Below are 26,280 nucleotides of genomic sequence, written 5' to 3' on the forward strand. Positions count from 1 at the left end.
ACTGCCGGTATGTTGATGTACTGCGCATCAACGTTTTAGATAGAGCCAACCTACATACGATTCGTGGCTGTAGCCGGCAAGGAAAACGCACGTATTTAGAGCATCTTTAGGGATCGGTGTGCCTTTGGCGCTCGTAGATGGCTGCCCGTCATGACGTGCAAATACCAGAATATTCATAAAACACAGAACGCACAGGCAGGGCAGGGTAAGGATGGTGCAACGCTGCGGTCCGAGGGGGCATAACGGCAGGCGATGATCCACCAGCTTTTTATCGCTGAGTCATATTCTTGACCCTTGCCCACCCTGCCCATCTTGCGGGCGGCAACTTAAATCATGTTCTTCTTTTGGGCAACTTGCAGAGCGATCCAGCCCAGCGGCACGCGCCCCCAGAACGTCAAAAGACGATAAAGGATTGCCGTGGAAAAGGCGATAGAATAAGGAATTCCAGCAATTGCCAGACCGCCTGTTAAGGCTGCTTCAACCGGACCAATACCGCCGGGCGAGGGCACAATAGAGCCGACTGAGTTAGAGATAAGATACGTGATTGCTAAGGTAATCAACGGTAATTGATACCCAAATGCCTGTAAGGACAACCCGAAACACCCGATGAAGCATACAGACATGAATATGGAACCGGCGGCGCCCAACGCTAGCCGCCCAGGGTGGGTAAACAGCCAAACAAATCGTGGCCATACCTGCTGTAAAGTCGGCTGAATCTTCTTCATAATCCACTGGCGAAGTGGGCGTATTCCCGCCACGACGATAACGAGTACGGCAACGATTGCCAGCGTAATGAGGATAGTTGAGGAGGGTAATGACAGATTTCCAAGATCGCCCGTTAACAGCGAGAGAATAATAAGCAGGGCGACAGTGACGATAAACTGTGCAACTTGAACGACGGATACGGTTGCCACTGCTGGAGTTGTGCCCACTCCCCGCTTTTGCAGGAATCGCAGGTTGAGTGCGGCGGGTCCGATACCGGCTGGCGCGACGAGGGTAACAACGGAGGCGGCCACTTGCACCACAGTGGTTTGGATAAGCGGTAGCGGTTCTTGAGTGAAGTATTTTAACGTCATAGCCGCACCGACGTATGTGCCAAGACCAGCAACGAAGGCCGCGAGCATCCACAGCGGGTTAGCCGCTTGTAGCGTATCGCGCAGATCGTCAAAGTTCAGCGAGCCGAGCAGGATGAAAATTGCGACGACGCCAATCGTGACGGTGATAATCGTCTTGATGGAGAAGCGTTTGTAATCCACATTCAGCACATCAGAGGAATCCGGGATCACCGTCGTCAGAGCAGATCGTAACGTGGCGAGCTGACGTTGTGGTTTCAAGGCTTCGCGGGTGTTCCGCGGCAATATCGTATTTTGCAAGAAAGGCGCTACAGAAGCGGCCATCTCATCGGATAGTGAGCGTTGCATGGAAGCGATAGCGCGTTCTACACCGACGCATCCCGCAAGCATTGCTACTGTCTGGGCAAGATCGACCTGGCGGGAGGTAGCTGAGGAGATAACCGAGCCATTGAACCAGGTCGTCACGTGTAAGCCCGTGGGCGTGACCTTGATATATGACGCATCCATATTTCCGTGTGAGATACCGGCACTGTGTGCCCGTCCGATCTCTTGCCATAATGCGTCCAGAGCGTCGTCGCTGATGGTTGCCGGATCCGTGGTGCTGAGCAGGGGATCGCGGGTTGCTTTTTCGGCGACGAGTATAGAGGGGCCCATCTGGGCAAGAGAGTGAAAGAGTGGCTCGCTAATGCCGATTTGTTCCGCTCGTAACGCGGATAGCGCCATTTGTTCAGCGGTGGCTTCCAAGGTGTGCCGAGTTTGGCGGATTGTTTGCTTGAGCGTCAGCCGTGCCCATAAATCGTCAATAAAAGAGAGAATCTGACGGTCGTTGTCTAACATTTTCACGTGGTAGACGTGGCCGGTGACATCTCGGACGAGATAGTTTCGCGAGACGAGGTGGGATTGGGTAGCCGGATACGTCTTGCGTGCGTCATAGTAGGTGGCCATCGGGTCAATATCAGCCCGTTCCAGGCGACCAACCTGCGGAAATATTTCATGTTCTAAGAGCGCGGCCGGAGCAATGGCGGGTGTCGATTTATTTGAATCATTCGCCATGAGCTTGTGGAGCTGAGATAGCGCAGAAAAGGTGGAGTATCCCAGGGGTGCAGGGCTGGATACCGTCCATGCTTGCAGTTCGGCGTCATCGCTGAGATCGTCGGTGCGAATGACTTCGGTGGCGTCAATTCCGGCGCGGCGAATCAGCGCGATGAGGTCGGTTTTCATAACGCGGGCGGGAGAGCCGCCGATGGCGTAACGGGCGAGCAGCCCACAGCAGATACCAATAAGGATGGTAATGGTTGCGGCTGGCAGGGTTTGATTGCGTTGCAACACAGCAAAGAATGACACGAGAATGAGGAGCCACCAACCCCAGCGGGTGATCTTTGAGGCGCGGGAGGTGACGGAGACAATGAGGAGGGCGCTGACCAGCGAAACATACGGGACGAGCACGATATGTGACTGCTGTTCAATGGCATTAGAGAGTTGGTCGGCAAACGTGGATTGGGGCCACCACTTATCTATAACGATTAAGACGAGGTTCGCTACCGCAATAGCTAGTGCACCACCAATTGCTGCGGTTAGTAGTGTGCGCCACCGGCGTCGGAACAGCATTTCGCCAATCAGGATGATGGGCAAGACAAAGGATAGTAAGCCCTCCAGTGCGTTGATTGGCAAAGCCACAATAGTGTCGAAAATGGTGCCCGTTACTCGTTGGAAATCCAAAGCGACGGCGATGGACGTAGATTGCGCATACGCCGCAAAAAGGCCCATCAAGACTGCCAGAATAAGAGTCAGGATAGCGCCAAAGAGATCGGCTGGGTTGCGCGTCCATCGGGGAGCACTATCGACGAGGGTGACAGAAGATGACCTGGGGATAGCCTCAGGATGATCTGATTCGAGCACGGAAGTCAGTGCGACTTCAGGTGGGAAATCGCTGGGTTTCGCGTTGCTGTCATGTTCTTCGTGGGTGCTCACAACACTGATCCTACCTATCGAGCGTGCTTTTCAGCTAAAACCTTGGGACTACCTGGCGTTTATGCGGCGTAGTAGCAAATTCCACGCAGAGCGGGGCAAGGAGGGTGCGCGAGCAGAGACTAAATGACCGCAGTATGTAGCATTTGGGAATATCTCGGCGTGACCGTAGCCAGCTACAGCCCGCTATCCGCATTACCAATACCCAATACCCAATACGGATAGCCGCCGAGCGCCTCGGCGTTCTCGTCAGCTAAAACGTTATATCGAGCGCAAGCGTAACGAATTGAGAACCACGATAATAGATGACGACGCCATCGCGAGGGCTGCCAACCCTGGCAAAATAATTCCGGCTGCGGCAGTAGGGATTGCGATGAGGTTGTAGCCGAAAGCCCACAAAAGATTTTCCCGGATGATGCGCAGGGTCGCTCGGGAAATCCGCAGAGATTCTGGGAGGGTGCGAATATCGGAATTGACGATCGTAATATCGGCCGCAGCTTTGGCCACGTCAGCCCCAGAACCCATTGCGATAGATAAATCAGCGGCGGCGAGTGCGGCGGCATCATTTACGCCATCGCCAATCATGGCAACCCGCAGGCCGGCACGTTGTAGCTCGTCAACAATACGGACCTTATCGCTCGGTAGTACTCCGGCGTGAACATTCTCGATTCCCACTTTGGCGGCGACAGCCTGAGCGCTGGCTGGATTGTCACCAGTAACCAGGTATGGACGCAAACCAGCGGATGCCAGATGGGCAATCGTCTCATTGGCATGATCGCGCACAGTATCGCGGATGAAGAATACTGCCCGAAGGTGGGTATCGACAGCCATTGCCACAATGCTTGCCCCGATAGCGCGCTCGTGTACCTGGGCAGTATCAGCAGAATTCACATCAACACCCTGGCTGGTCAGCCATTCTAACCGACCAATGAGGACGGACGCCCCCTGCGCAAGGCGGGCACTTATGCCGTGACCAGCATGGTTGCGAAATTCGTTTACTGGTTGCACGTTGATGTGCTGTGCTTGGGTGTGCTCAACGATTGCGCGGGCGAGTGGATGTTCCGAATGGGCTTCGCAGCCAGCGGCAATAGCTAGAAGCTGGGTGTGATTGAGTGGTGCTGAAAGATCAGACGCGAGTGTATATGCCGAATCTATCTGAGAAAGCGGCTGATCCTGCGAGGGTGATTCCGGGAAGAACATGATGTCATCAACGCGCATCTGACCGGTAGTGAGGGTACCCGTTTTATCAAAGACGATAGTGTCGAGATGATGTGCCGCTTCCAGGACCTCTGGACCCCGAATAAGCACTCCGAGGCGGGATAGCCGCCCAGAGCCGACGAGTAGAGCCGTTGGGGTAGCCAGCCCTAATGCGCACGGGCACGCCACCACTAAAACGGTAATCGCACTAGCCACAGCAGCTTGGGCGGAGTTATGCATGAGGATGAGCCGGATTGCAAAGGTGAGCGCGGCGATGAGAAGAACGCCGGGAACAAAAACTGCGGAAATGCGATCAGCGATGCGTTGAACTGGAGCTTTTCCGGTCTGTGCCTGTGTGAGCAGCCGGCCCATGTGAGCTAAGGTTGTTTCCTCGCCAACCCGAGTTGCCTGAACGTCAAGGGAGCCGTGGGTGTTCATGGTCGCTCCGATGACTGAGGAGCCAGGAGCAACGTTAATGGGCAGTGATTCGCCCGTCACCAGGGAAGCATCGATGGCGGATTCACCTGAGACGACCACCCCGTCAGTTGCAATACTCTGCCCAGGCAATACTCGGAAAATATCGCCGACGCGCAGGTCGCGAGTGGAGATTGTGGTGTTAGCTGTTGTGCCGTCGGCGCGAGTGAGGAGATAAACCTCGGCAACGCCAAGGCGCAGTAGCGCTCGCAAGGCATCGCCGGCGTGGCGGCGGGATCGCGCTTCTAGCCAGCGGCCAATGAGTAAGAATGTAATAATCATTGCCGCGGATTCGAAGTATAGGTGAGGGTGATGATCCTCGGTGATACCGTGGATACCACTCATCCGCATGGTGTATCCCAGGTGGCGCGCATGGGTGGTGGCGAGCGTCCATAACGACCATCCCATTGCTGTGATAACGCCAAGGCTGACGAGCGTATCCATGGTTGATGATCCGTGCCGTGCAGCTTGGAAAGCAGCCCGATGGAAAGGCCATCCGCCCCATATTGCAACGGGCAGTGAGGCCAGTGCGACGGCATATTGCCATCCGGTAAATTGCAGGGCAGGAATCATGGATAACGCGATAATGGGGACGCTTATCGCTGCACAGACGCGGAAACGCCGCCATAAATCGTGGACTCGGGCGCGGGCGGCGGCTTCCATAAGCGCTTCAATATCGCCCTCATCCGCTTGGGTTTGCTGTTGGCTGCCGTCGGCACATAACTCAGTGCGTTGGATGATAGAGGCGTCATAACCTGCGCGTTTAACGATAGCGACGAGATCGTCATTGCTTAAATCTCCGCTGGGACCGCGCAGTTCGACGTGAGCACGCTCGGTGGCGAGATTGACGACGGCAGCGATCCCGTCAACCTTATTTAATTTCTTTTCCACGCGGGCTACGCAGGAGGCACACGTCATGCCACGGACGGCCATATCGACGCGCGCAGTGATGGGTTCGTGCGAGGTGGTATTTGCTGAGGAATCCACGGGGTAAGCACCCTTCTAGCGAGGACGCCCGACAAAGCGGGAAGAAAGGATTACAAGAACGAGAGCATGCCTGATAGTGAAGAAATGCCGGATCGGCAAAGGCGCAGTGAGCTGGCATATCCGGCGCAGAAAGAGTAACAGAACCTAGATAATCACCAAAGAAGTATGAGTTCTAAGTATCTGTATCTGGAAATCCCAGGCGAACCCAGCGAAACCTAAGTGCAGATTTTACCGAGAACTACGCCTGACGGATCGCCTGCACCGGATAATCGCCAGCTTCGTCAATAGCTTGAGTGATGACCTCGTCGGTGAGCGGGGCGTCGGCATTAATAGTGATCTGCGATAGGCCAGCCGGCTCTAATGCGACGCTGACGTTTTGCACACCGGCACATGCAGATAGTTCTTCGGTGACGTGGCTGACGCAGTGCTGGCAGGTCATTCCTGTGACGTCCACGGTGTAGCGGAACATAGCATCCTCAATTCTGATTCTCGTATGCGATTTTCATCTGGGAATCCCGCGCCTATCGCCCGCCAATTGCCGTATTCCATCTCGCGCAGAACTCAAAAGTGTGCATCGCGCGACGTGACGGGCGGCAATATAAACAGGCGGTAAAATGCCTTTTTATCAGCCCGTTTGTGTGCGGAAATCCGATGTGAGTACTTCTCAATCTAGCTGCCACATCGGCGTTACACTAAGCGGTTTCGTTATGAGCGAGAATCATCCGCGGCGCCGCGCACGAATCCGAATAATCACCCACACGGCAAGGGCTAATATCACGGCGATAACAACGATTTTGACGAGAATATCGACGTACTGATTAACGACGTTCCACTTTTCTCCCAGCAGATAGCCGGCGCAGATAAGGACGCTATTCCATACCAGCGAACCGAGTGCGGTGTAAACGGTGAACAACACCATGTTCATTTTAATGACGCCGGCAGGTAGAGAAATGAGGGATCGGAAGATCGGAAGCATCCGACCAAAGAAAACTGTGGACTGATTATGCTTGTGAAACCAGGCTTCAGTGGCGTCAACATCGGAAATCTTAACCAGGGGCAGGCGCTGGAAGATAGCGCGCGTGCGCTCGCGGCCAAACCAACGCCCTAGCCCATAGAGAATCCATGCGCCCAAGAGCGATCCGAACGTCGCCCAGATGATTGCTCCGGCGAGCGAATAGGTAGTGCCTAAAGAGGCGGTAAATCCAGCCAGTGGCAAGATGATTTCTGACGGGAGCGGCGGAAAGACGTTTTCTAAGGCGATCATCAATGCCACTCCGATACCGCCGAGAGCCTCGACGGTATCGACAGCCCAGCCAGTTATACCGCTGATTTCGGCACTGCTCTGCGTAGCGCTAAGAAGTAAAGTCATCGTTTCTGCCTTGCCCAGGAAAGGGGCGGCTGGGCTCGCGAATGCGCGCCACATGCCGGCCGTATTACACCGCAGAGGTCTATTCTACGAGGTGCGCTGCGCAGCCGGTATAACTGGCTGGGGTGAGATCCATCAAGCGCCGAGTTGTTTCCTCTGGGAGGTCGAGATCGGCAATAAATTGGCGCAAAGTGGCGGCGTCAATCTGTTGGCCGCGAGTCAGCTCCTTGAGTTTTTCATACGGGTTGGTTACAGCACTGCGACCGTGAATACTGGCCACGCGCAATACCTGTTGAATTGGCTCTGCGAGGACTTCCCAGGCGTTATCAAGATCGGCTTTCAGAGCGGGCAGATTAACGTCTATTTGTGCTAGCCCGCGCGCCAAATTCTGGAAAGCCACCAGGGAGTATCCGAAAGCCACCCCGATATTGCGCAGCACGGAAGAATCGGATAAATCGCGCTGCATTCGTGAGGTGCTTAGTGAGGCAGCTAGCTGCTCATATACCGCACAAGCTAGTTCGCAGTTTGCCTCGGCATTTTCAAAACGGATCGGATTGACCTTATGCGGCATAGTCGAAGAGCCAACCGCGCTGGCAGATTCCGTTCGCATAGAGAAATATCCAAGAGAGATGTACGTCCACATATCGGTGGCAAGATTATGGGCAATCCGCGCGGTGTGGACCATATCAGCGTACAAGTCAATCATCCAGTCATGCGGTTCGATCTGGGTGGTCAACGCGGTGTAATCGAGCCCCCGTTCAGTGACGAAATCGCGAGCGATTCGCGGCCAATCCACCTCCGGGCAAGCAATGCTGTGTGCGCCAAAGGTTCCCGTCGCCCCATTAAACTTTCCGGCATATTGCGCCTGTTCAATGCGGTGCAACTGACGTTCCATTCGGCTAGCAAAGACGGCGAGCTCTTTCCCGACGGTAGTAGGAGTGGCGGCTTGCCCGTGGGTACGCGCCAACATGGCGACCTGTGCCCATTGACGTGCCGCTTCGCGCAATTTCTCCGTCACTTTCCGGGCCGCTGGCAGCCAAGACTGGCGCGTAGCGCGCTGGACACACAGGGCATAGGCGAGATTATTGACGTCTTCCGAGGTGGCAAATAAGTGAACCAGCTCCCGCAAAGCCGGCAGGCAAGTATCGGGCAGATATTCGGCGGCGGCATCCAGGTGATCTTTAATGAGATATTCGACGGCTTTGACGTCATGAACAGTCTGCTGTTCGTATTGGGCCAGCCGCTCAATAGCGGCAGTATCAAAGTTATCGACGAGGGAACGCAAATAGGTCTGTTCTGCCTGGCTCAACGTCGGTAAACCATCAATAATGTGGCGATCACACAGAAAGATCATCCATTCGATTTCTATTTCAATTCGCGCCCGATTTAGCGCAGGTTCTGAGAAGTACGCAGTCAGTTCGGCGGTGAAATGGCGATAACGACCGTCAAGCGGACTGATCGGGGCGTCAAATGTTGAGTGATGAGCAGAGTGAGCCATGTGGTCATTGTGTCATATTCCAAGAGACGACGGCCGCTTGCCAATGATTGTGGACGCGCCGGCAACAGAACTATTCCTCACGGTGAGGACGCAGAGGAACGCCGTCACGGACTAAAGGCTAATTACAGGTGAAAATTTATTATTGACGCAATAGCCGCCCCGTCTGGCAAGCTACCGGATAACCGGCGATAACCAGAAGTAACCGAATATGCGTCGGAGAAAATCCCATGCTGCCTAAAACCGACGATATAGGGCGATAGCGAGGCAAACTATTGCGCGTATTAGCGACTTATCAGCTATCAGTACGTATTACACGTATGCGCGGGCAACAGCAACCGTCTCTCGACCATAACTACCACCAAAAAGCGCCGCATGAACAATAAGCATATGTAACTGATGCAGGCCAATACGCTCTTGCCAACCAGAAGCTAACGGCGAGACAGCCTGGTATCCGGCATATATCTCATGGATAAACGGGGCGCCGAAAACGTGCAGTTGTGCAAGATCAGATTCGCCATGCCCACCATGACAAGCCGGATCAATCAACACCCCGACGCAGGGCTCATCACACGTACCAAAGGATAGACCATGCGGGTCTACGGGAGGATCTATAGGATACGTAGTGGAATTCCCCTGCTCGCTGACAGTCGGTACTTCCTCATATTGCTGAGCATTACTAGATAGTGGGGCAGAGATAGGCGACGAACAATGAAACGTCGGTGAAGCGTCAGAGCGAACGTAGCGAGCATCTGAATGAGTCCACAAAATATTGCCGGACCATAAATCTCCATGAATAAGGGCGGCTTGTGTACGAACGGCCTGCGGTTGCGGCGCATCAAATACGCCATCGCGTAAGCGCTCTGCCACCCGCTCTATACAACGCACATCCGCCGCCGATATTGACCCATTAGCCCGAGCCTCAGGCAGATACGGGAGCAAGCGATCTGCGGCGTAGAACTCGCCAAAACGACGAGAGGGAGAATCGGCAGCAACGAGCCCAAGGGCGGCCTGCCCCATGTTCCCCGTCGCTCCCCACGATTCGATATATCCTGCTGGGGCTTGCCCATATACCCGCTGACCTGAAGGGCAATACGCATGGGTGAGCGCAAGCTCCTGACCAAAAAGGTACGCGGCACGAGCGGTCGGATATTGGGTGGGCAGATGGGCAGTGGAAATGCTGTGCGCACCATAACCAGTGATCTGCACGCACGGCGCTCCCCCGTGCCGGGCAGCCTGCGATAACTCGCGCAAACCAGCACGTTCAAAAGCAATTGCTGCTGCTGATCCAGATTTTGTATGGTTCGCCAAGAAAAACCCCGATCCTGAAGATATATACCTGTTCTGAAGCTATACACCCGCTGTAGCTATGACGGATTAATGCTCCCAACGGGAAGGGCGAACGATCAGACCAATAACGAAATTAAAGAATCCAACGAACACCCCACCAACGATAGCCCATCCCAAGCCATCAACCGTCAACCCCATATCAAAGACGGAAGTAATCCAGGAGGTCAACATCAACATCCCCGCGTTGACGATTAAGAAGAACAACCCCAAAGTGAAGAAATAAAACGGCAAAGACAGGAACTTCACGACCGGGCGGATGAACTGATTAACCAGGGCGAGCACCACGCCAGCGATCAGGAAGTACACAATCCGTCCACCGTCATGACCCAATGCCCCGGAAATATAGTCACTATTACCGTGCGCCTGCAGCCGTATGCCAGAAACCAGAAGAGTGGTGAGCCACAAGGCAACCGCGTTAATTGCTGAGGTGATAAGAAACTTCATGCCTCGATCATACGCCGAGGGTATGGCAGTGTTCGGGCTGTGGGCAAGGGGTGCGCTAGTGGCAAAATCGGAGGACAATAACGCCATGAGCCATTCATTTTTACGCCCAGATCTTAGCTCCCTACCCGCATACGTGGCAGGTCAGCCGGCGCTTGATCCTGCGGTGATTAAAGTTGCCTCAAACGAAATGCCTTTTCCGACGCTTCCGGCGGTGGCAGCAGCAATTACCCAGCGAATTGGCATGTTGAATCGCTACCCGGATATGGCTAACGAGGTGCTGCGCTCAGCGATTGCGGCGCACCACGAGGTGTCAATAGAGTGCGTGGTCGTGGGCAATGGGTCAACAGCCCTGATTGAAGACGTACTGACGGCCCTATGCGTGCCAGGCGATGAGGTCGTTATCCCGTGGCGCTCCTTTGAGGCCTATCCGATTGCGATCCAGGTGGCCGGTGCGCAGGCCGTGCGAGTGCCTTTACGAGATGGTGGCCGTTTAGATTTACCACGTATGGCTGAGGCGATTACCGATCGCACCCGAGCCGTGTTAGTTTGCACCCCCAATAACCCGACGTCAACCGCCCTGACGCACAGCGAGTTAGCGGAATTCGTGCGCCTTGTTCCTGAGCATATTCCGGTGATTATCGACGAGGCCTATGGTGATTTCCTGAGAATGGATGATCCGGTTCGCGGTATCGAGCTGGCATGCAATGCGCCAAACGTGCTGAGTTTACGGACTTTTTCTAAGGCATACGCGCTAGCAGGAATTCGAGTCGGGTATGCCGTCGGAGCGCACGAACTCATCCGAGCGCTACATCTGGTGGGTACGCCCTTTGGGGTCAATATGCTTGCTCAAAGCGCGGCGGTGGCAGCACTCCAACAGCGCGAAGAAGTAATGCGACGCTGTGAGGTGATATGTTCTGAACGCGATAAGCTCGTAGCCGCCTTGCGGGCCTTAGGATGGAAAGGTCCGGCGCCGCAGGGTAACTTCCTCTGGTTTGCCACAGGTGAAGAAACTGCTCGCTTTGAGCGGCTGTGCCGTGCGGAAGGAATTATTGTTCGTGCCTTCAGTGATGAGGGAGTACGAGTGACGGTCGCTGAGCCTGAGGCATCCTTGCGGTTAGTGCGGGCATACAAGGCATTCCGCGCCAGCAATGCGGAGGAAAATCGGTGACTCAGATAGCTGCGGCGATCAAATAACGCTATGCACTCGCGTCAGGCAATCTCACAGAAATAACAGCAGTGGCATACGGAAAAATTAGTGGTCGTGACGCTGCGACGTATGAAAGAGCTAATGCGGTTGCTCCGGTGGAAAAATAACGTGGCATAACGTCAGCCAAAGTGGCAATGAGCTGTGGGAATCGCCGCCGTCTACCTGGTGTAACGTCGCGTCGCGAAAAACTGAAAACCTAGCGCGAAGAAACCCGGAATTAGTACGAATAGAGCAACAAATCAAGTGCGAGGCACAGGCTGATAACAACCTCCCCGATACCGATAATGCGCGGCGCTACCCAGCGGTACCTTTTCCCATACCAGGGCACAAAAAATGCGCGAAACACAATGACGCTCCAGAGCCCCACCTGCCACCAACTCGCCCAGCCACGCAAAGCGCAGAGGCAAACCCCCGCCCAGCCCAGCAGATGAAAAACGACGGACGCGCGAAGCCACCCCGAGTGGGAACGCTTGCGAATATTGGTTTTGACGTACAAGACCGTGCCGAGGAAATACCAGAGGTATATGAGCGTCATCAGCCAAATCCCAGACCATCCCAGTATGTGCTCGCAAGGGCAAGCGCTAGGAATATTACCTGGCTCGACCGAATCCCTGATGAATGCTAACCCCCACCAGCTCCCACTTCCTTTCGTTGCAAGATCGTAGGCAACAGGCAGCGTCAAACATGCGGCAATAACCGTAACGGTATTATTCGTCATGGAACGATCAGCCCGACGGTAAGAACACCACGCGGTGATAAGGATAAGTGGCAGATATATAGGTGCCCAGCGGAAAAGATAGGGCTCAAGGAAGAGTAACATTCCACCTAGCGGAAGGCTGATCCCTAGGTAGGTGAACATGGCGGGTCGATACCTCGCCTTGCCTCGCGAACGCAGCCATTGCCCGGTGGCAAAGAATGCGAAATATCCCAACCACCAGGTGCTTAACAGGAGAAGATGGGGCCAGCGCCAGCCGCCGAGTACGACGCCGGAAAGAATGGGCAATGTGACCATCGCCCACGCGCCGTGATAATTCGGCAGCCAACCGCGTGAAGCCAAGGTAGACATAAAAATGAGTTAAAACAGACGTTCCGCCGAACGCTTCAGCTCAAATCCGTGACCAGTTTTTTCTTCCCAGCACGTTACCGAGCTTTCCTCTAAGGTGCAGGCAAATCCGTTGCTGGCGACGGCAGTCTTATACGGGTAGACCTGCGCCTGGTTGATGTGATGATCGCAGCCAGCGTAGGTATGACCGTCAGCTTTAACCCCGTATGTTGCCGCGATTCCCTCGCACTGACCCGGAGAGGGGTAATCGTAGACGTGGATGGTGCATTCCACGTTATCGGCGTTGATTTGGCACATAATATTTTGCGCTGGGGTGGTGAACAGCGTTGCCGGAAGAGCGCCCGCAGGGGCAGGACGTGCCGGTGCTGCTGGTTCTGGGGCGGCGCTGGGGGCAGCAGCGCTGGAATCATCCGATGCGACCGGGGATTGCTCCGGGGTGGGCTTATCGGTGGCCGTTGTCGTCTGCTCTGATTCTGCCTCGTGTTGAGGAAGCTCTCCGAGTTCTTTGCCGTGGTTGACCATCAGATAGAAGAAGATGGCGATAAGAACGATAAAGAGAGTGGCCGCGCCAGAAAGAAGAAAATATAGCGGCCCCCGTGAGGAGCTTGGTCGCGGGCGCGGGGGAGTGTTGAACGCCCCGTTCGGAAGCCACTGGTCACTCATCTCGATCCTTATCGTTATTCAGAGAATCTATGAAAGGTTCACCAAATGGAGAAACTTCACTGTGCCTCTCTATCCTAGGGGAGGAGTTTTCGCTTTGTCTCCCATTGCAGGTGGATATATTCATTTCAACGATTCTCTAAACTGGGAACAGTATCGCGTGAAAGTATGTGCAAGGATAGCGGAACAAGCAGTGCGCATACCCGATAATTACCCGAGGTGAGCGGAGACGCGATGGGCTAGCACGAGGAAAACAGGGAGGGCAGATGGGCAGCGCCGCGAGCGGTCAGATTTCTGACGAGGAACTTTGCCATGTTCATGAGCTGTTAGGTCGGGTGCGGGCGATTCTTGGCGGTCATCTCGTTGGGCAGCACAGATTATCGCAAGCCCTGCTGACGTGCCTTATTTCCCGTGGTCATGTGCTCCTAGAATCTGTGCCAGGATTGGCAAAGACGACGGCGGCGACCACCTTAGCCCAGGCAATATCTGGCAGCTTTGCGCGGATTCAATGCACTCCCGATCTGATGCCCTCAGATATCGTCGGCACGCAGATTTATTCGTATGAGACAGGCAAATTCAGCACCCAGTTAGGCCCAGTACACGCCAATATGGTGTTGCTTGACGAAATTAATCGTTCGTCAGCAAAGACTCAATCGGCAATGCTGGAGGCTATGCAGGAACGGCAAACCTCCATTGGTGGAACGATTTATCGTCTTCCAGAGCCGTTCATGGTGATAGCTACCCAAAATCCGATTGACGAAGAAGGCACATACATATTGCCGGAAGCTCAGATGGATCGGTTTTTGCTCAAAGTTGTGATTGGTTATCCAGAGCCGACGGAGGAGCTGGAGATTCTCAGCCGCTTTGCTCAGGGGCACTTTGCTGCTCCTGCCGGCATTGAGCCGATTACCCCGAGCGATGTGATGGTTATGCAGGAAGTTGCCCGACGGGTATATGTCGATGAGTCCATCAAGAAATACATTGTGGATATTGTCAATACGACCCGTGGGCGTGGGCCGCGGCCGGTTCCAGATCTTTCTCGGCACGTGCGGCTCGGCTCCTCACCGCGAGGTGGCTTGGCGTTATTGCAGGTAGCCCAGGCGCTTGCCGTGCAAGCTGGGCGTGAGTACGTCATCCCAGATGATGTGCTGCAGTTGCGCTATGACGTTTTGCGCCATCGTTTTGTGCGCACTTACGAGGCACTGGCGAATGATGTGTCGGTGGAGTCTATTATCGACGCGGTTTTTCACGCTGTTCCGATCCCCTAAAGTGGTCAAACAAGACGCCCCGTGCGGCATAATGCGAAGCGAACGCAGGTGAGGATACAACGATGAGATCGAATGTGACGCGGATGGCTTTGGTGCGGGCGCGCCTATCGCTTCCGGTCATCCGTCGGGCATCGGGGGTATTGGAAGGTCGCCATACCTCGGTACTCACCGGCCACGGTCACGATTTCAAAGACCTGGTTGAATACAGTTTTGGTGACGATGTAAGCGATATTGATTGGAAAAGCTCGGCGCGAGCTGGCATGCCAATTATTCGTCGTTTTGAACGCGAATCTGAAACTATTATGCAGATTGTCGTCGATACTGGGCGTCAGATGTGTGCAGATGCTCCCGATGGTTCACGAAAAGCAGATATTGCCTTATGTGTGGCGGATTTGTTGGGGTATCTTGCAATTCAGCGCGGCGATCGGCTGGCTGTTATGGCGGGCGATAATCGAGGCTATCTGCGTATTCCGGCGCGGCACGGCAATTCACATCTGGATTACGCCTTAGATTCTGTGCGGGCACAGATGGCAAATAGCGCTGAGGAGATGGGCAGTGCCGGAGAAAGTGCGTGCGCGGTACTTTTTAATGAGCTGATTCGCTTGCCACAGCCGCGTTCCTTAGTGGTCGCGATAACGGATGAGTATTTTCCTGCGGTAGCTAATCAGTTCGATATTGCTGCTATTCGGCGGATTCGTACCCGCCACGAACTGATCGTGGTGCAGGTTGCCGATATGCTTCTCACTCAGCCGAGTATTGCGCACATGCACGATGTTGACCACGATTTCTCCGTTCCGGCTTTCTTGCGAGCCGATCGGGTGCTCCATGAGGATCTGGTACGTGATCAGCGCCAGCGGGAAGCCTATACGCGGGTGGTGTTGCGATCTTTCGGGGTGCGTTCGGTGCGGGTTGACGCGATGGATCACGTCGTGCCGGCTTTGTTTGAACTGTTGCGAGGTCGCCATGCCAGGTGATCGTCTCATTGCCCCGCCATCAGCGCCGGTGTTGTGGGTAATTGTGCTGGTGGTATCGCTGATCTTGATGTGTGTATGCCTGTGGTGGGCGGTCTTTTCGTATCGTCGCGGATCGCGCCCGCGCCCGCGCAGCGTCGTCCTTTCTGCAGTTGCTCGTACTCAGCGAGAGAGATGGATCCGCCAGATTCGTGAAATCGTTGATGGCTACGATCCGGCTGATCCGCAAGGGCGTCAGATTCATTTGGAATTAGCGGCTGCATTGCGTCGCATGATGTCCGAACGCAGTAGCGTCTCAGTTGAATCCTGGTCGGTTGCGGCATTGAGCCAAGTCCCAGATTTTGTTGCGGCGGCTGAGGTCATTGCGCAGTGGGAGAAACCGTCCTTTGCTGCTTCGGCTATTGCAGATGTATGGGCTGCGCGGGATAAGGCGATTGAGGTGGTCCGCGCATGGTGAATCCGATAGTCGCCATCGTATTAGGGTGCCTCTTAGCGGCGGCAGCGCTGTTGGGCTGGGTGCGCCGGACGCCCACAGCCACCTCACGTGAGGGTGCATGGGTCGCGCATACTGCTACCGCGCAGCGGCACCCACGTTTTCGCGCGCGGCTGCTGATTTGGCGGATTGCTTTGTTGGCGATGGTGGGATGTGCTGTGGTGATGGGGGCGAGCGCGGCGATCCTGGCTGGTCGCCCAGTTCGTTTTGATACGGCCAGTAGCCCCTTGGCCACGCGGGACATCGTCTTGTGTCTAGATGTTTCAGAATCAATGGCGGATGTGGATTCGCAGTTGTTAGATCGGTTCGCACAGATAGCAGAGAAATTTCAAGGGGAACGTGTGGCCCTGTCGATTTTTAATTCGGATTCTTTGCTGGTGTTCCCGCTGACTGACGACTATGAGGTTATTCAGGAAAGATTGACGTATCTTTCTCAGGTATTGCATAGCCCGCATGATCTTCAGGCAGACGAGTTGCATTTGCTTGAGGGAACTTGGGTGGGGAGCAATATGTTTGGCTCTTCACTTATCGGTGACGGTTTGGCCTCATGTGTTTTCAGTTTTGATGCGCTGGAAGAGGCGCGTTCACGTTCCATTATTTTGGCAACGGATAATGAGCTTTCTGGGGCTCCGATTTATCCGTTCAATCAGGCGGTTGACCTGGCAAAACAGCATCATATTAACCTCTACGGGATTGCGGCTGGCAGTAAGGATTCTCCCGATGTGCAGGCAATGGAGAGAGGTTTGACAGCCGCAGGGATGCATTTTTATCCGGCGGCGACGTCATCTGCGGCGGCGAATATTGTCGATGAGATCCAGCGTCAAGAAGCGGTTGATCTGGATGCGATGTCGCAAACTGTGGAGATTGACCAGGTGGGCCCACTGCCCGCTATTGTGCTAGCGGCACTGGCGGTCTTTCTTGTGATGGCGGGGAGGTTCCGGATATGACCTGGATGTGGAGCGTTCCGCCAGTTGTTGTTTTTACTGTGCTAATCCTTGGCGGCGCAATAGGTATTGTGGCGTTAATTCGTCGGACCCAACCGATTATGTGGATACGACGCATAGCCTTGCTGGTGTTAGCGAGTCTTATGGCGGCAACTCCGGCAATCGTGGTCGGAGCTAATCATATTGTTTCGGATCTGGCCATCATTTTTGTGGTGGACGGGACTGGCTCTATGGCAGCGGAAGATTACGACGGGAATCACCCACGGTTAGTGGGGGTACGCGAGGATATGACGCGAATTGTTGAAGATCTGCCGGCGGCGCATTATGCCATTGTGGAGTTTGCTGCGTCGGCGTCTGTCCAGTTACCGCTGACTCGTGATCGAAATGCGGTGCGTTCGTGGGCAGCCGTCTTTGATCGGGAATTTTCCAGCTATTCTCGGGGCTCGAACCTTAATTTGCCGGTGGACGTGGTGGCGCATCTACTGGATCGAGGTCCTAGTACGCATCAGTATCGTCCGGTTGTGATTGTGATGTCCGACGGGGAGACGCAGACCAGGGCGACTACGGGGGCGTCAGATCACACGGAAGCTAGTGCGACTGAGCCGGATTATCGTTTACTTGCCGGAAAAATCGAAGGTGCTTTTGTTCTCGGCTATGGCACGGAATCTGGCGGGAAGATGAAGCTGAATGAGACGTGGGCTGACGCGCAAGATTATGTAGAGTTCCCGGCAGGTACTCCAGCTATTTCCCGTATTGATGAGGGGAATTTGCGGCTTATTGCCAGCCAGCTTGGGGGAACGTATATTCATCGGAGCACTCCGGCGGGGATCAGCGAGGTAACCGAGGCGCTATCGAGGTTTTCTTACGAGACACAGGAAAGCACCTCGGAGCTATCTGCCGCAGTTATCTGGCCTATTGCCGCAATTTTTACTGTGTTAATGGCCTGGGAGCTGGTTTCCTTGATGCCACGGCTGCGCGCTAGCGGTATGGGGCGTTCTTCTGGGGTGAAGCGGGGGCGGCACAGATGAAAGTGCATCAGGTATTGTCGCTTGTGCTGGCGGTGCTTTGTGCATGTGTCAGCGTCTTTTGTGCTCTCGCGGTGTATGGCATGAACATGGGGGAGCATTACTATCGCAGTGGGCGGGATTCGGATTCGGCGCAGGCGTACCGAGTTGCGGCAATGGTTTTTCCGGATCGTTATGCCCGATGGGATGTGTTGTTCGGCTATGGGACGGCACAGTTACGGGCCGGTGCGATAGAGCCTGGTGTTGAGACGTTGCGCCATGCATTGGCAGTTGCACCGACGCTGGACGCGCAAGCCGATTACCTTTCGGAAGATACGCAGGATACTTCGCAGATACCTGCGCAGTGTCAGGTGCGGATAAATCTCAGTATTGGTTTGGAGATGTTGGGTGATGACCAGCGTGCGGCTGGCCGATTAGACCAGGCTATCTCCACCTATCGCGAAGCCTCTGTTATGGTGGAAAAGTGCAGCTCGGCACACGGTCAGGCGCAGGAGCAACGCGATTCTGCGCATCGTAAGCAGCAGCAAACGGAGGATGAGAAGCGGCAACGCGATGCGGGGCGCTCGTCGGTTAATGTCGAAAATCCGTCAGGGCATTCGCAGAATCCGACGAATGGATCACCTCAGCAGGCACGCCCGAATCCATTGGAGAATATGACGGATGAACAGTTGCGCCAGCAAGAGTTGCAGCGGCGCACGCAAGAGGCGTTGCGCGCACATCGACAGCGAGTAAACAGCGATTTTAACCAGCGTACAACCGGAGATATTGAGGTGAACTGGTGATTTTCTCAGTAATAAACGGCGTAGATTCTGATGCGTGTGAGGAGCGGGTGGTTGGCTCGCAGCCGGCGATCATTGTTCCGTTGACGGCAACGACTCCGCAGACTTTGTTGCAGGCGGCGCAGGAGGCTGAGCAGGCTGGCGCGGATGTGGTGGAGTTTCGGGCGGATTACATGATTGGCGCCCATCCTGAGACAACTTTTTCCGCAATGGGTCGAGAGCTGTTGCGGGATCTGTTTGAGACGATTGAGATTCCGGTGTTATTTACTGTGCGCACTGGACCGGAGGGCGGCGAGGTTGATCTGTCGGAGTTCCGCTATCGGGTTATGCTTGCCACCGTGCTTGATCTGATGATGCAAGAAGAATTACCGGCTGATCGCATCGGAATTGATTTGGAGTTTCATTCTGCGGCAACGCCAGATTTGGCTGCTCGGGCACATTCCTTGGGTTTTACTCCGGTGATTTCACATCACGAATGGGGAGAGACTCCAGATGATGAGGTTATGCACGTCTTGTATGACGATATGTTGGCCATTGATAATGCGGTGGTGAAGCTTGCGGTGATGGCTCATTCGCCGGAGGATACTCAGCGGTTGTTGGAGGTTACACGCCAGGTGGCGGCGGCTTCGGGGCGTCCATTAATTGGCATCGCTATGGGTGAAGCTGGGGTTCGCTCTCGGGTGGAAGGGTGGCAGTATGGCTCAGTGGCAACTTTTGCTGCTATTGATAAACAGACGGCTCCCGGCCAATTACATATTGCGCAGTTGCGGCAATCTTTGGGTCGGGTATAACTCAAGGGGTCATTCATCACGATGGCGTATCAGGCTAATGAGGAGCGGAGCGTTGCAGTGGGCGAGATGAAGTTAGTTGAGCTGACGGAGGCGCAGTTCGAAGAGTTTGCCCAGCATTATGGGCGGCGGTTTCAGACGCAGACGATTCCGTATGTGCGGGCGCGTCGGGCATGTGGGGCGCACGTTGATGTTGTGGGTCTGGTTGATGCTTCTGGGCAGATTCGCGCGGCCAGTGTGGTGACGTACCGGCGTTGGCGGAAGTTCTTTCGGGGGGCGTCTTTGCCGTATGGTCCGCTTGCTCCGTGGAATGAGCCGGATGTTGTGCGGGAGTTTTTCCTCCAGTTACGCCAGTATTTGCGCCGCCAAGGCAATGTGTTGGAGTTGATTGTCAACCCGCTTATTGCGAAGTGTCACTATGCAGATATTGAGCGCATTAGTGAGGAGGTCACGCCGGAGGCTCAGCATTTCCAGGCGGTGATGGATCAGTTAGGGGCGCAGCGAGAAACGGCTGAATATTACGATGATCCGGCTGTTCCTATCCGTTTTATCTATTCAAAAGATATTTCCGGGATGGATTATGAGGCGGCGGTGGCCTCTTTGGCGAAGGGTATTCGGCGTCGGTTCCGACGGGAAGGTCAGTACGGTATCGAGGTGCGTTTCTTAGATGCCGCGGCGTGGCCAATTTTTCAACAGCTACTGGGCGGGACGATTGAACGCACAGGAATGAGTGCATACACCGAGGATATGCATACGTTCTATCCGCAGCTTATGCGGGAGATGGGGCCGGAGTCATCAATGATTGCGGTGGCATTTTTGCGTCCTCAGGTGTATTTGGAGCAAATTGCGCAGTTGATGGATGAATTGGCGGCAAAGCGGGAGCAGATTATGGCTCGCCCGTCGAGTGCAAAGAATGAGCGCTTGTTGGGTGAGCTGGATAAGCAGTGGGATTCGTTGGTTGGCCAGCAGACTGAGGCGCAGGAGGTTTTGGCGGAGCATGGGGCCGAAATTCCGATTGCTTGTTCGGTGACGTTTATTGTTGATCGTGAAGTAATCCAGATGCTTGGTGCTATGGATAAGCGATTCTTTAAGTTCACTCGTGATTACCCTATTGAGCAGGCGATTTTGAAGTACTCCTGTGAGCGGGAGATGGATATTTATAATACGTTTGGCGTCTCGGGGATTTGGGATGATTCGGCTCCGGATGCGCCGGTGATTGCGTTTAAGAGATCTTTGCGTGGCTATGTCGAAGAGTTTGTGGGGACGTACTATCTGCCGGTTCGCCCGTTGATGTCGCGGATGGTTGGTGGCGCACATTAAATTATTGGGCTGATGTTAATAGTTGCGGATGTGGTGGCGTGCCCTGGGGCGTAGCGCGGGGTTTGCTTTTGCTGTTGGTGCGCTGTGGCTATTGGGCGTGGTCATCGGTGGCTAGTTGCCTCGTGTATTGCTGGCTGTTTAGTGCTATGTGGTGTGCTGGTTAACAGGCGGTTTATACAGCGCTGCTGTTAGCTGGCTGTGCGTTTTGCGTGCGTTTTCGTGCCGGGTATTCTCGCGTTCTTGATACGCGGCGATTGGGCGGTGGCTGGTTTGAGGTTAAAGGCACTGCAAACTATGGCTCTATTTCGCGCGGGCTTATTGACGATGTTCAACTTCTGCTGCGCTCTTTAGGTTATCCGTCAGTCGTCTACGACAAGGTTAACAAGAAGTATGGTCGTAAGCATTGGACATTGGCTTTGACTGCTTATGATTCTCACCGTTTTGCCAGTGCCAGGTATGCCGTGGATAAGAGTATGTATTGGTAATCTCATGGCACGGATTATGCCTTTCCGTTATTGCTTTTACTAAAAGATGTCGTATTAGATAACGAAAAGTAGCGTTAAGAAGGAGTGCTCTTTCATGGCAAGCGACGAGTTTGACATTATCTGCGTGGAATGTGACGAGAAAACAGCGGCGTGGACTCGTCATAGGGGCAATGGCAACGTGTCTCTCACTGGGGATAGAGAGATTGCTGAACCGGCAAAATATGCAGCTTTATGTGGTGATCTTGTGCCAGTGTTTGGCTATACGATTGAGGCTAGTGAAAGCGATCCCATTGGTGCGTTAGCCGCCTTGTTTGCTTCCAATCCGGGGCGCACACAGTTTACGTCTACGAACATGGTGGAGGTTATGGGGTTTCTTGATGAGATAGCAGATGATGAGCCGTATGAATCTCCTTATGTTCTTGTTGACCCGGAGGACATGTAGAAGATTAGTTACATTGCTACTTTTATTTGATGAACAGTTGGTAGTAGGGGATTGTTGTATGCCGCTCTAAGTCAGATGCTGGTAGGCGTCGGTTCTTATTGGGTGTTCTTATTGGCGCGGTGGGTGAGCAGGTTTTAGTTGTGCCTGCTGGTTTTGGGCAGGGCTGTGTGTAGAGGCTGAGTTGCTATTTCGGCGTGCGGGTTATTCTCGCGTTCTCGATACGCGGCGATTGGGTGATGTTGGGTTTTGCGGCGGAATTCCTGATTTTTCGCCGTGTGACAAGGTTTTGTGGGTGCGTAGTAGACAAGTTGGCTGTCATCCAGTACGCTCTGATAAAGGTTAGGCTAACCTAATTAAGAAAGATAGATTTTTCTTTTTACGACGAGAGGTTGCGGTTCCCCGCAGCTCACGAAAGGAAAAGCATGTCGCGTCACACACCTGCCGCACTCTGCGCAATAGTCACCCTCGCCCTCGGGGCGCTCGTCGGGTGCTCTGGATCAGAAAACGAATCATCACAACAGCAGACCACCTCAAGCTCCTCACACAGCACGACAGGAGAAGTCGGATCAGGAGTTTCCGTCTACGCAACCACCGGATATTTGGCCGACGCAGTTGCCAATATCGCGCCAGGAGCAGAAGTCACCACAATGGTTGGACCCGGCGGTGACCCCCACACATATCAGCCCTCCACGCAAGACATTGAAAAAATCCACAACGCCGACCTCGTGTTCTGGAACGGGCTTCACCTCGAAGCAATGATGATCGACCAGCTCGAATCCCTCGGAGATAAACAGCTTGCCGTCGGCGATCAACTGCCCGAAAAGTACCTACTGCCGTGGCCAGAAACAGATTCACATGGAAAACCACTGCACGATCCACATATCTGGAACAACCCCGAAGGCTGGCAACTCGTGGTGAATATGGTTGCCGATAAATTTGCCGAATACGATCCCGATAACGCGCAGGCCTACCAGGACAACGCTAAAGCATACAACGCCAAAATCGATGCCCTGGCGAAATCCTCACAAGAAAAATTGGCAGCTATCCCTGCAGAAAAACGCATACTTATCACCGGGCATGACGCATTCAACTACTTCGGTAAGTATTTCAACCTAGAAGTACACGCGACGGACTTCGTCTCCTCAGAAGCCAAACTCGATCCGGCCGAATTATCCGCGCTCGCCGATACCATCGCCAAAGCGAAACTTCCGGTTATCTTCCAGGATAATCTCGCCAACCCGCAAGCAATTGCCTCGCTGAAAGAAGCCGTCGAATCGCGCGGCTGGAAAGTAGAGATCTCTAACGCGGAACTATACGCAGACTCCCTGGGGGAGGCAGCTCCGGTGAACACCTACCTCGGCGTGCTAGAACACAACGTCACAACAATCGCGCAAGCGCTCGCTACGAAATAGCGGGCAGGCGGCGCGAGTAAAATATGGTACTCGCGCCGCCCCGCCTGCACCCCTCCTCGCCCACACATCATCACATTGAAAGGCCTATCACCCGCGATGTCTGATATTGCCTGTTGCACCCAGCAGTTATCAGTAGCCTATCGGAGCGATCCGGTACTACAGTCAGTAGATTTCCAGGTGCCCGTCGGAGTCGTCATGGGAATCGTCGGCCCGAATGGAGCAGGAAAATCAACCCTGATTAAGGCAATGTTGGGCCTGGTTAAACCCCTTGCCGGCGAGGTGCAGTTTTTCGGGCAACCACTGGATCGCGTGCGCCATCGCGTCGGATATATGGCGCAATCCAATACCGTCGATTGGGATTTCCCGACTACCGTCCTCGATGTGGTAACAATGGGCACCTATGGTTCATGTGGCTTTTTCCGACGCCCCGGCAAGAAGCACAAAGCCCTGGCACACTCGGCACTCGAAAAAGTCGGCATCGCTGATTTGGCTCGACGCCAGATCGGGGAACTCTCCGGCGGGCAGCGCCAGCGCGTTTTTCTAGCCCGTGCTCTCGTCCAAGAACCCGACCTCTACATCATGGATGAGCCTTTTCAAGGGGTGGACGCGAAGAGCCAGGCTGCGATCCTCAGTGTCCTGCACGGCTTAACCCACGCAGGAAAAACCGTCATCATTGTGCATCACGATCTGGCAACCGTAACCGATTACTGCAATTACGTCACCCTCATTAACCGCACGATTATGTCCTCTGGTCCAGCAGCCTGCGCCTTCACCAAAGAAGCAATCCGCCGAGCCTACGAGGTCAGCGGTCACGACAACGCTTTCGTGAGGTTTGCGTCGTGAGTATATGGGAATTCTTTGCCGACCATACGTTCCGAATGGTGTTCTGGGGCACGACGATTATCGGCTTCATCTCCGGAATGCTTGGTTCTTTCGCTTATCTGCGCAAACAATCTCTCAGCTCCGACGTCATCTCACATTCGGCTCTGCCTGGGACTCTGTTGGCGTTCCTCGTACTTGTCAATTTCGGGGCTAATGGGCGTAATATCCTCGGGCTTGTTATCGGAGCAGTGGTTATTGGAACGCTGGCCGTCGTACTGGCAAATATGATTGAACTACATTCAAAAATTCGCATTGATACCGCGATGGCAATAGTGCTCTCCACCTTTTTCGGGGCGGGCATGCTACTGATGAAAATTATTGCCAATGGCGCCTACCCTGGAAAAGGCGGGATTCAGGATTATCTCTTTGGTAACGCCTCCGTTATCACCTATCAGGACCTTTACACCTGCATCATTGTTGGAGTAATCGTCATCGGGGTAACGCTAGTGTGCTGGAAAGAGTTCACTTTGCGCTCGTTCGATCCGCAGTACTGCCACGTGTTAGGGATGCCAGGAAAACTAATTGACGTGGTGATGTTTACGACGATTGCGGTGGCAGTGGTGATCGGGGTGAAATCAGTGGGCCTAGTGCTCATGGTGGCTTTCGTCGTCACCCCACCGGCGGCTGCCCGCCAATGGACGAAACGAGTGGGAACAATGGTATTCCTCGCCGGTTTACTGGGAGCGACGGGCAGTGCACTAGGAGCATATCTATCCATACGGATGGGGCGTATCCCCACCGGACCGCTTATCGTGCTCGTACTGTTTGTTATTTTTCTGGTGTCGATTGTGTGCGCTCCGGGGCGTTCGGTTGTGGTGCGGATGATCCATCGGTGGCGGGCGCGTCAGGAACTTATGCGGGCTGTGGTAGCAGAGCGTTCGGCTGCTATGCGGCAGACGGCAGAAAATGCGTCCGGCTCTGAGCCGAAAAGCCTTCGCGGCGTGCTGCAGGAGGGAGTGGACGCCTTGCCCTCAATATATCGGTCTCAAGATCTAACAGCACATACCGACTCCTGCTCGGCACAACCGGATACCTCTGTGGATTCTCACCTGCCCAGTTCTCAGGGGTATAGCGCCGGATCAGAGGAATATGCCGCTGGTTCCGAACTGCACGCGGCGAGGTCTGACCACTGTTCGCCACTCCAGGTACCTTCCCACGTGGGCGTACCGGCTGCTGTTAGATCAGGCAAGCAGGATTTTTCTGAAGATACCGTGAGCCCGCCCGCCTTCAGTTCCGCATTCAATTCTTCGTTCAGTTCCGCCGGTAGCACAGAGGAGGAAAACTGATGAGTTTTCTTATGGGGACGCTGCTTTTGGCGGTAGTGACGGCAGTGGCGTGCGCTATTCCTGGAGTGTTCGTCGTGTTGCGCCGCAGTTCCATGCTGGTTGACGGCATGGGTCACGCAGTATTGCCGGGGATTGTCGTCGGCTACTATTTCACACACGATCTGCGTTCGCCCCTGTTAATCGTGGGGGCAACGCTTGCTGGGGTCTTCGTCGTATTAGGCAGTGAATATCTTGCCCGTTTAGGGGTGCTGACGGGAGATGCGCCGCAGGGCCTCATCTTTCCGGCGCTCTTCTCCGCTGGCGTCATTATGATTACCCTGAATTTTGCGAATGTTCATCTCGATACGCACGCGGTCCTCGTCGGTGATCTGAATCTGATTTCTTTCGATCAACTGACGATTAACGGAACCTCGTATGGACCGCGCTATATGTACGTCATGTTAGGCGTATTAGCGGTGAATCTTAGCTTTATCGCGGTGTGCTATCACCGGCTGAAAATAACAACATTCGACAACGAATTCGCCACTTTATTGGGGATGCGTTCTGGTGTGCTCAATGGAATGTTCATGTTCTTGGTGTCCCTGACGGTTACGGCGGCGTTCCATGCGGTAGGGGCAATCCTGGTGATTTCCTTGATTGTGGTGCCAGCAGCTACCGCCTATCTCCTGACCTGCCGACTCGGCATCATGGTGGTTCTGGCTGGCGTCATCGCGGGCGGTGGAGCGGTGTGCGGGTTCTGGGTGGCTTACTGGACGGGGGCGGCAACTTCTGCGGGAATGGCGGTGTTTTATGGGTGCGTTTTCATCCTTGTGTTTCTTGGGGTGCAGGTGCGTCAACGATTCGTTCGGGCGCGGGCATACCGCCAGGCGAGCCGGTAGTATCGGGCGGAGGAGTGGTCAAT

At 54.4% G+C, this 26,280-nt stretch carries 24 protein-coding genes; 15 read left to right on the plus strand and 9 right to left on the minus strand.

What is annotated here, in order from left to right:
* Window positions 1-326: 326 nt before the first annotated feature.
* From ACLHIJ_RS06615 to ACLHIJ_RS06645, 7 genes are all read right to left on the minus strand, one after another.
* Window positions 327-3,044 carry a flippase-like domain-containing protein gene (locus ACLHIJ_RS06615; RefSeq protein WP_411298762.1) on the minus strand — a complete coding sequence of 906 codons (2,718 nt, stop codon included), beginning with the start codon at window positions 3,042-3,044 and terminating at the stop codon, window positions 327-329.
* A gap of 258 nt (window positions 3,045-3,302) precedes the next feature.
* On the minus strand, window positions 3,303-5,699 hold the full coding sequence (locus tag ACLHIJ_RS06620; protein ID WP_411298763.1) for a heavy metal translocating P-type ATPase: 2,397 nt from the start codon (window positions 5,697-5,699) through the stop codon (window positions 3,303-3,305).
* A gap of 238 nt (window positions 5,700-5,937) precedes the next feature.
* On the minus strand, window positions 5,938-6,168 hold the full coding sequence (locus ACLHIJ_RS06625) for a heavy-metal-associated domain-containing protein (protein ID WP_411298764.1): 231 nt from the start codon (window positions 6,166-6,168) through the stop codon (window positions 5,938-5,940).
* 249 nt (window positions 6,169-6,417) lie between these two features.
* Window positions 6,418-7,068: a DedA family protein gene (locus tag ACLHIJ_RS06630; RefSeq protein WP_411298765.1), complete on the minus strand. Its 651-nt coding sequence runs from the start codon at window positions 7,066-7,068 to the stop codon at window positions 6,418-6,420.
* Window positions 7,069-7,147: 79 nt separating this feature from the next.
* The gene (purB, locus tag ACLHIJ_RS06635; RefSeq protein ID WP_411298766.1) at window positions 7,148-8,563 is read right to left on the minus strand and encodes an adenylosuccinate lyase; all 1,416 of its coding nucleotides are present in this window, start codon (window positions 8,561-8,563) and stop codon (window positions 7,148-7,150) included.
* Window positions 8,564-8,872: 309 nt separating this feature from the next.
* On the minus strand, window positions 8,873-9,871 hold the full coding sequence (locus tag ACLHIJ_RS06640) for a fructosamine kinase family protein (RefSeq protein ID WP_411296895.1): 999 nt from the start codon (window positions 9,869-9,871) through the stop codon (window positions 8,873-8,875).
* A gap of 66 nt (window positions 9,872-9,937) precedes the next feature.
* Window positions 9,938-10,354 carry a phage holin family protein gene (locus tag ACLHIJ_RS06645; protein WP_411296894.1) on the minus strand — a complete coding sequence of 139 codons (417 nt, stop codon included), beginning with the start codon at window positions 10,352-10,354 and terminating at the stop codon, window positions 9,938-9,940.
* Here ACLHIJ_RS06645 and ACLHIJ_RS06650 point away from each other — a divergent pair.
* Entirely contained in the window at window positions 10,353-11,522 is a 1,170-nt protein-coding gene (locus tag ACLHIJ_RS06650) for a histidinol-phosphate transaminase (protein ID WP_411298767.1), read from the plus strand. The genes ACLHIJ_RS06645 and ACLHIJ_RS06650 overlap by 2 nt on opposite strands.
* Before the next feature lie 256 nt (window positions 11,523-11,778).
* Here ACLHIJ_RS06650 and ACLHIJ_RS06655 read toward each other — a convergent pair whose 3' ends face one another.
* On the minus strand, window positions 11,779-12,627 hold the full coding sequence (locus ACLHIJ_RS06655) for a YwiC-like family protein (protein ID WP_411296892.1): 849 nt from the start codon (window positions 12,625-12,627) through the stop codon (window positions 11,779-11,781).
* A gap of 9 nt (window positions 12,628-12,636) precedes the next feature.
* A complete protein-coding gene (locus ACLHIJ_RS06660) occupies window positions 12,637-13,287 on the minus strand; it encodes a hypothetical protein (RefSeq protein ID WP_411296891.1) in 651 nt (216 codons plus the stop codon).
* Between the two features lie 263 nt (window positions 13,288-13,550).
* Here ACLHIJ_RS06660 and ACLHIJ_RS06665 point away from each other — a divergent pair, with 263 nt between their 5' ends.
* The 14 genes from ACLHIJ_RS06665 (at window position 13,551) to ACLHIJ_RS06730 (ending at window position 26,257) form a co-directional block, all read left to right on the plus strand.
* Complete coding sequence (locus ACLHIJ_RS06665) at window positions 13,551-14,552, plus strand: AAA family ATPase (protein ID WP_411296890.1); 1,002 nt, start codon at window positions 13,551-13,553, stop codon at window positions 14,550-14,552.
* A 62-nt stretch (window positions 14,553-14,614) separates the two neighbouring features.
* Window positions 14,615-15,526 carry a DUF58 domain-containing protein gene (locus ACLHIJ_RS06670; protein WP_411296889.1) on the plus strand — a complete coding sequence of 304 codons (912 nt, stop codon included), beginning with the start codon at window positions 14,615-14,617 and terminating at the stop codon, window positions 15,524-15,526.
* Window positions 15,516-15,980: a hypothetical protein gene (locus ACLHIJ_RS06675; protein ID WP_411296888.1), complete on the plus strand. Its 465-nt coding sequence runs from the start codon at window positions 15,516-15,518 to the stop codon at window positions 15,978-15,980. The genes ACLHIJ_RS06670 and ACLHIJ_RS06675 overlap by 11 nt, the downstream gene beginning before the upstream one ends.
* Window positions 15,974-16,963, plus strand: a complete 990-nt coding sequence (locus ACLHIJ_RS06680) for a VWA domain-containing protein (protein WP_411296887.1) — start codon at window positions 15,974-15,976, stop codon at window positions 16,961-16,963. Before ACLHIJ_RS06675 ends, ACLHIJ_RS06680 begins: the two co-directional genes overlap by 7 nt.
* Complete coding sequence (locus tag ACLHIJ_RS06685; protein WP_411296886.1) at window positions 16,960-17,988, plus strand: vWA domain-containing protein; 1,029 nt, start codon at window positions 16,960-16,962, stop codon at window positions 17,986-17,988. The genes ACLHIJ_RS06680 and ACLHIJ_RS06685 overlap by 4 nt, the downstream gene beginning before the upstream one ends.
* Window positions 17,985-18,767, plus strand: coding sequence for a hypothetical protein (locus tag ACLHIJ_RS06690; protein WP_411298768.1), 783 nt, complete (start codon window positions 17,985-17,987; stop codon window positions 18,765-18,767). The genes ACLHIJ_RS06685 and ACLHIJ_RS06690 overlap by 4 nt, the downstream gene beginning before the upstream one ends.
* A complete protein-coding gene (gene aroD / locus ACLHIJ_RS06695) occupies window positions 18,764-19,555 on the plus strand; it encodes a type I 3-dehydroquinate dehydratase (protein WP_411296884.1) in 792 nt (263 codons plus the stop codon). Before ACLHIJ_RS06690 ends, aroD begins: the two co-directional genes overlap by 4 nt.
* A 21-nt stretch (window positions 19,556-19,576) precedes the next feature.
* Complete coding sequence (locus ACLHIJ_RS06700) at window positions 19,577-20,872, plus strand: peptidoglycan bridge formation glycyltransferase FemA/FemB family protein (RefSeq protein ID WP_411298769.1); 1,296 nt, start codon at window positions 19,577-19,579, stop codon at window positions 20,870-20,872.
* A 209-nt stretch (window positions 20,873-21,081) separates the two neighbouring features.
* On the plus strand, window positions 21,082-21,357 hold the full coding sequence (locus ACLHIJ_RS06705) for an LAGLIDADG family homing endonuclease (protein ID WP_411298770.1): 276 nt from the start codon (window positions 21,082-21,084) through the stop codon (window positions 21,355-21,357).
* A 94-nt stretch (window positions 21,358-21,451) separates the two neighbouring features.
* Complete coding sequence (locus tag ACLHIJ_RS06710) at window positions 21,452-21,799, plus strand: hypothetical protein (RefSeq protein ID WP_411298771.1); 348 nt, start codon at window positions 21,452-21,454, stop codon at window positions 21,797-21,799.
* Between the two features lie 422 nt (window positions 21,800-22,221).
* Complete coding sequence (locus ACLHIJ_RS06715; RefSeq protein ID WP_411296881.1) at window positions 22,222-23,211, plus strand: metal ABC transporter substrate-binding protein; 990 nt, start codon at window positions 22,222-22,224, stop codon at window positions 23,209-23,211.
* Between the two features lie 96 nt (window positions 23,212-23,307).
* Window positions 23,308-24,054 carry a metal ABC transporter ATP-binding protein gene (locus tag ACLHIJ_RS06720; protein WP_411296880.1) on the plus strand — a complete coding sequence of 249 codons (747 nt, stop codon included), beginning with the start codon at window positions 23,308-23,310 and terminating at the stop codon, window positions 24,052-24,054.
* Window positions 24,051-25,379, plus strand: coding sequence for a metal ABC transporter permease (locus tag ACLHIJ_RS06725; protein ID WP_411296879.1), 1,329 nt, complete (start codon window positions 24,051-24,053; stop codon window positions 25,377-25,379). Before ACLHIJ_RS06720 ends, ACLHIJ_RS06725 begins: the two co-directional genes overlap by 4 nt.
* Entirely contained in the window at window positions 25,379-26,257 is an 879-nt protein-coding gene (locus ACLHIJ_RS06730) for a metal ABC transporter permease (RefSeq protein WP_411298772.1), read from the plus strand. The genes ACLHIJ_RS06725 and ACLHIJ_RS06730 overlap by 1 nt, the downstream gene beginning before the upstream one ends.
* Window positions 26,258-26,280 lie beyond the last annotated feature (23 nt).

It is taken from the genome of Trueperella sp. LYQ141, assembly GCF_046599555.1.
GTDB lineage: Bacteria > Actinomycetota > Actinomycetes > Actinomycetales > Actinomycetaceae > Trueperella.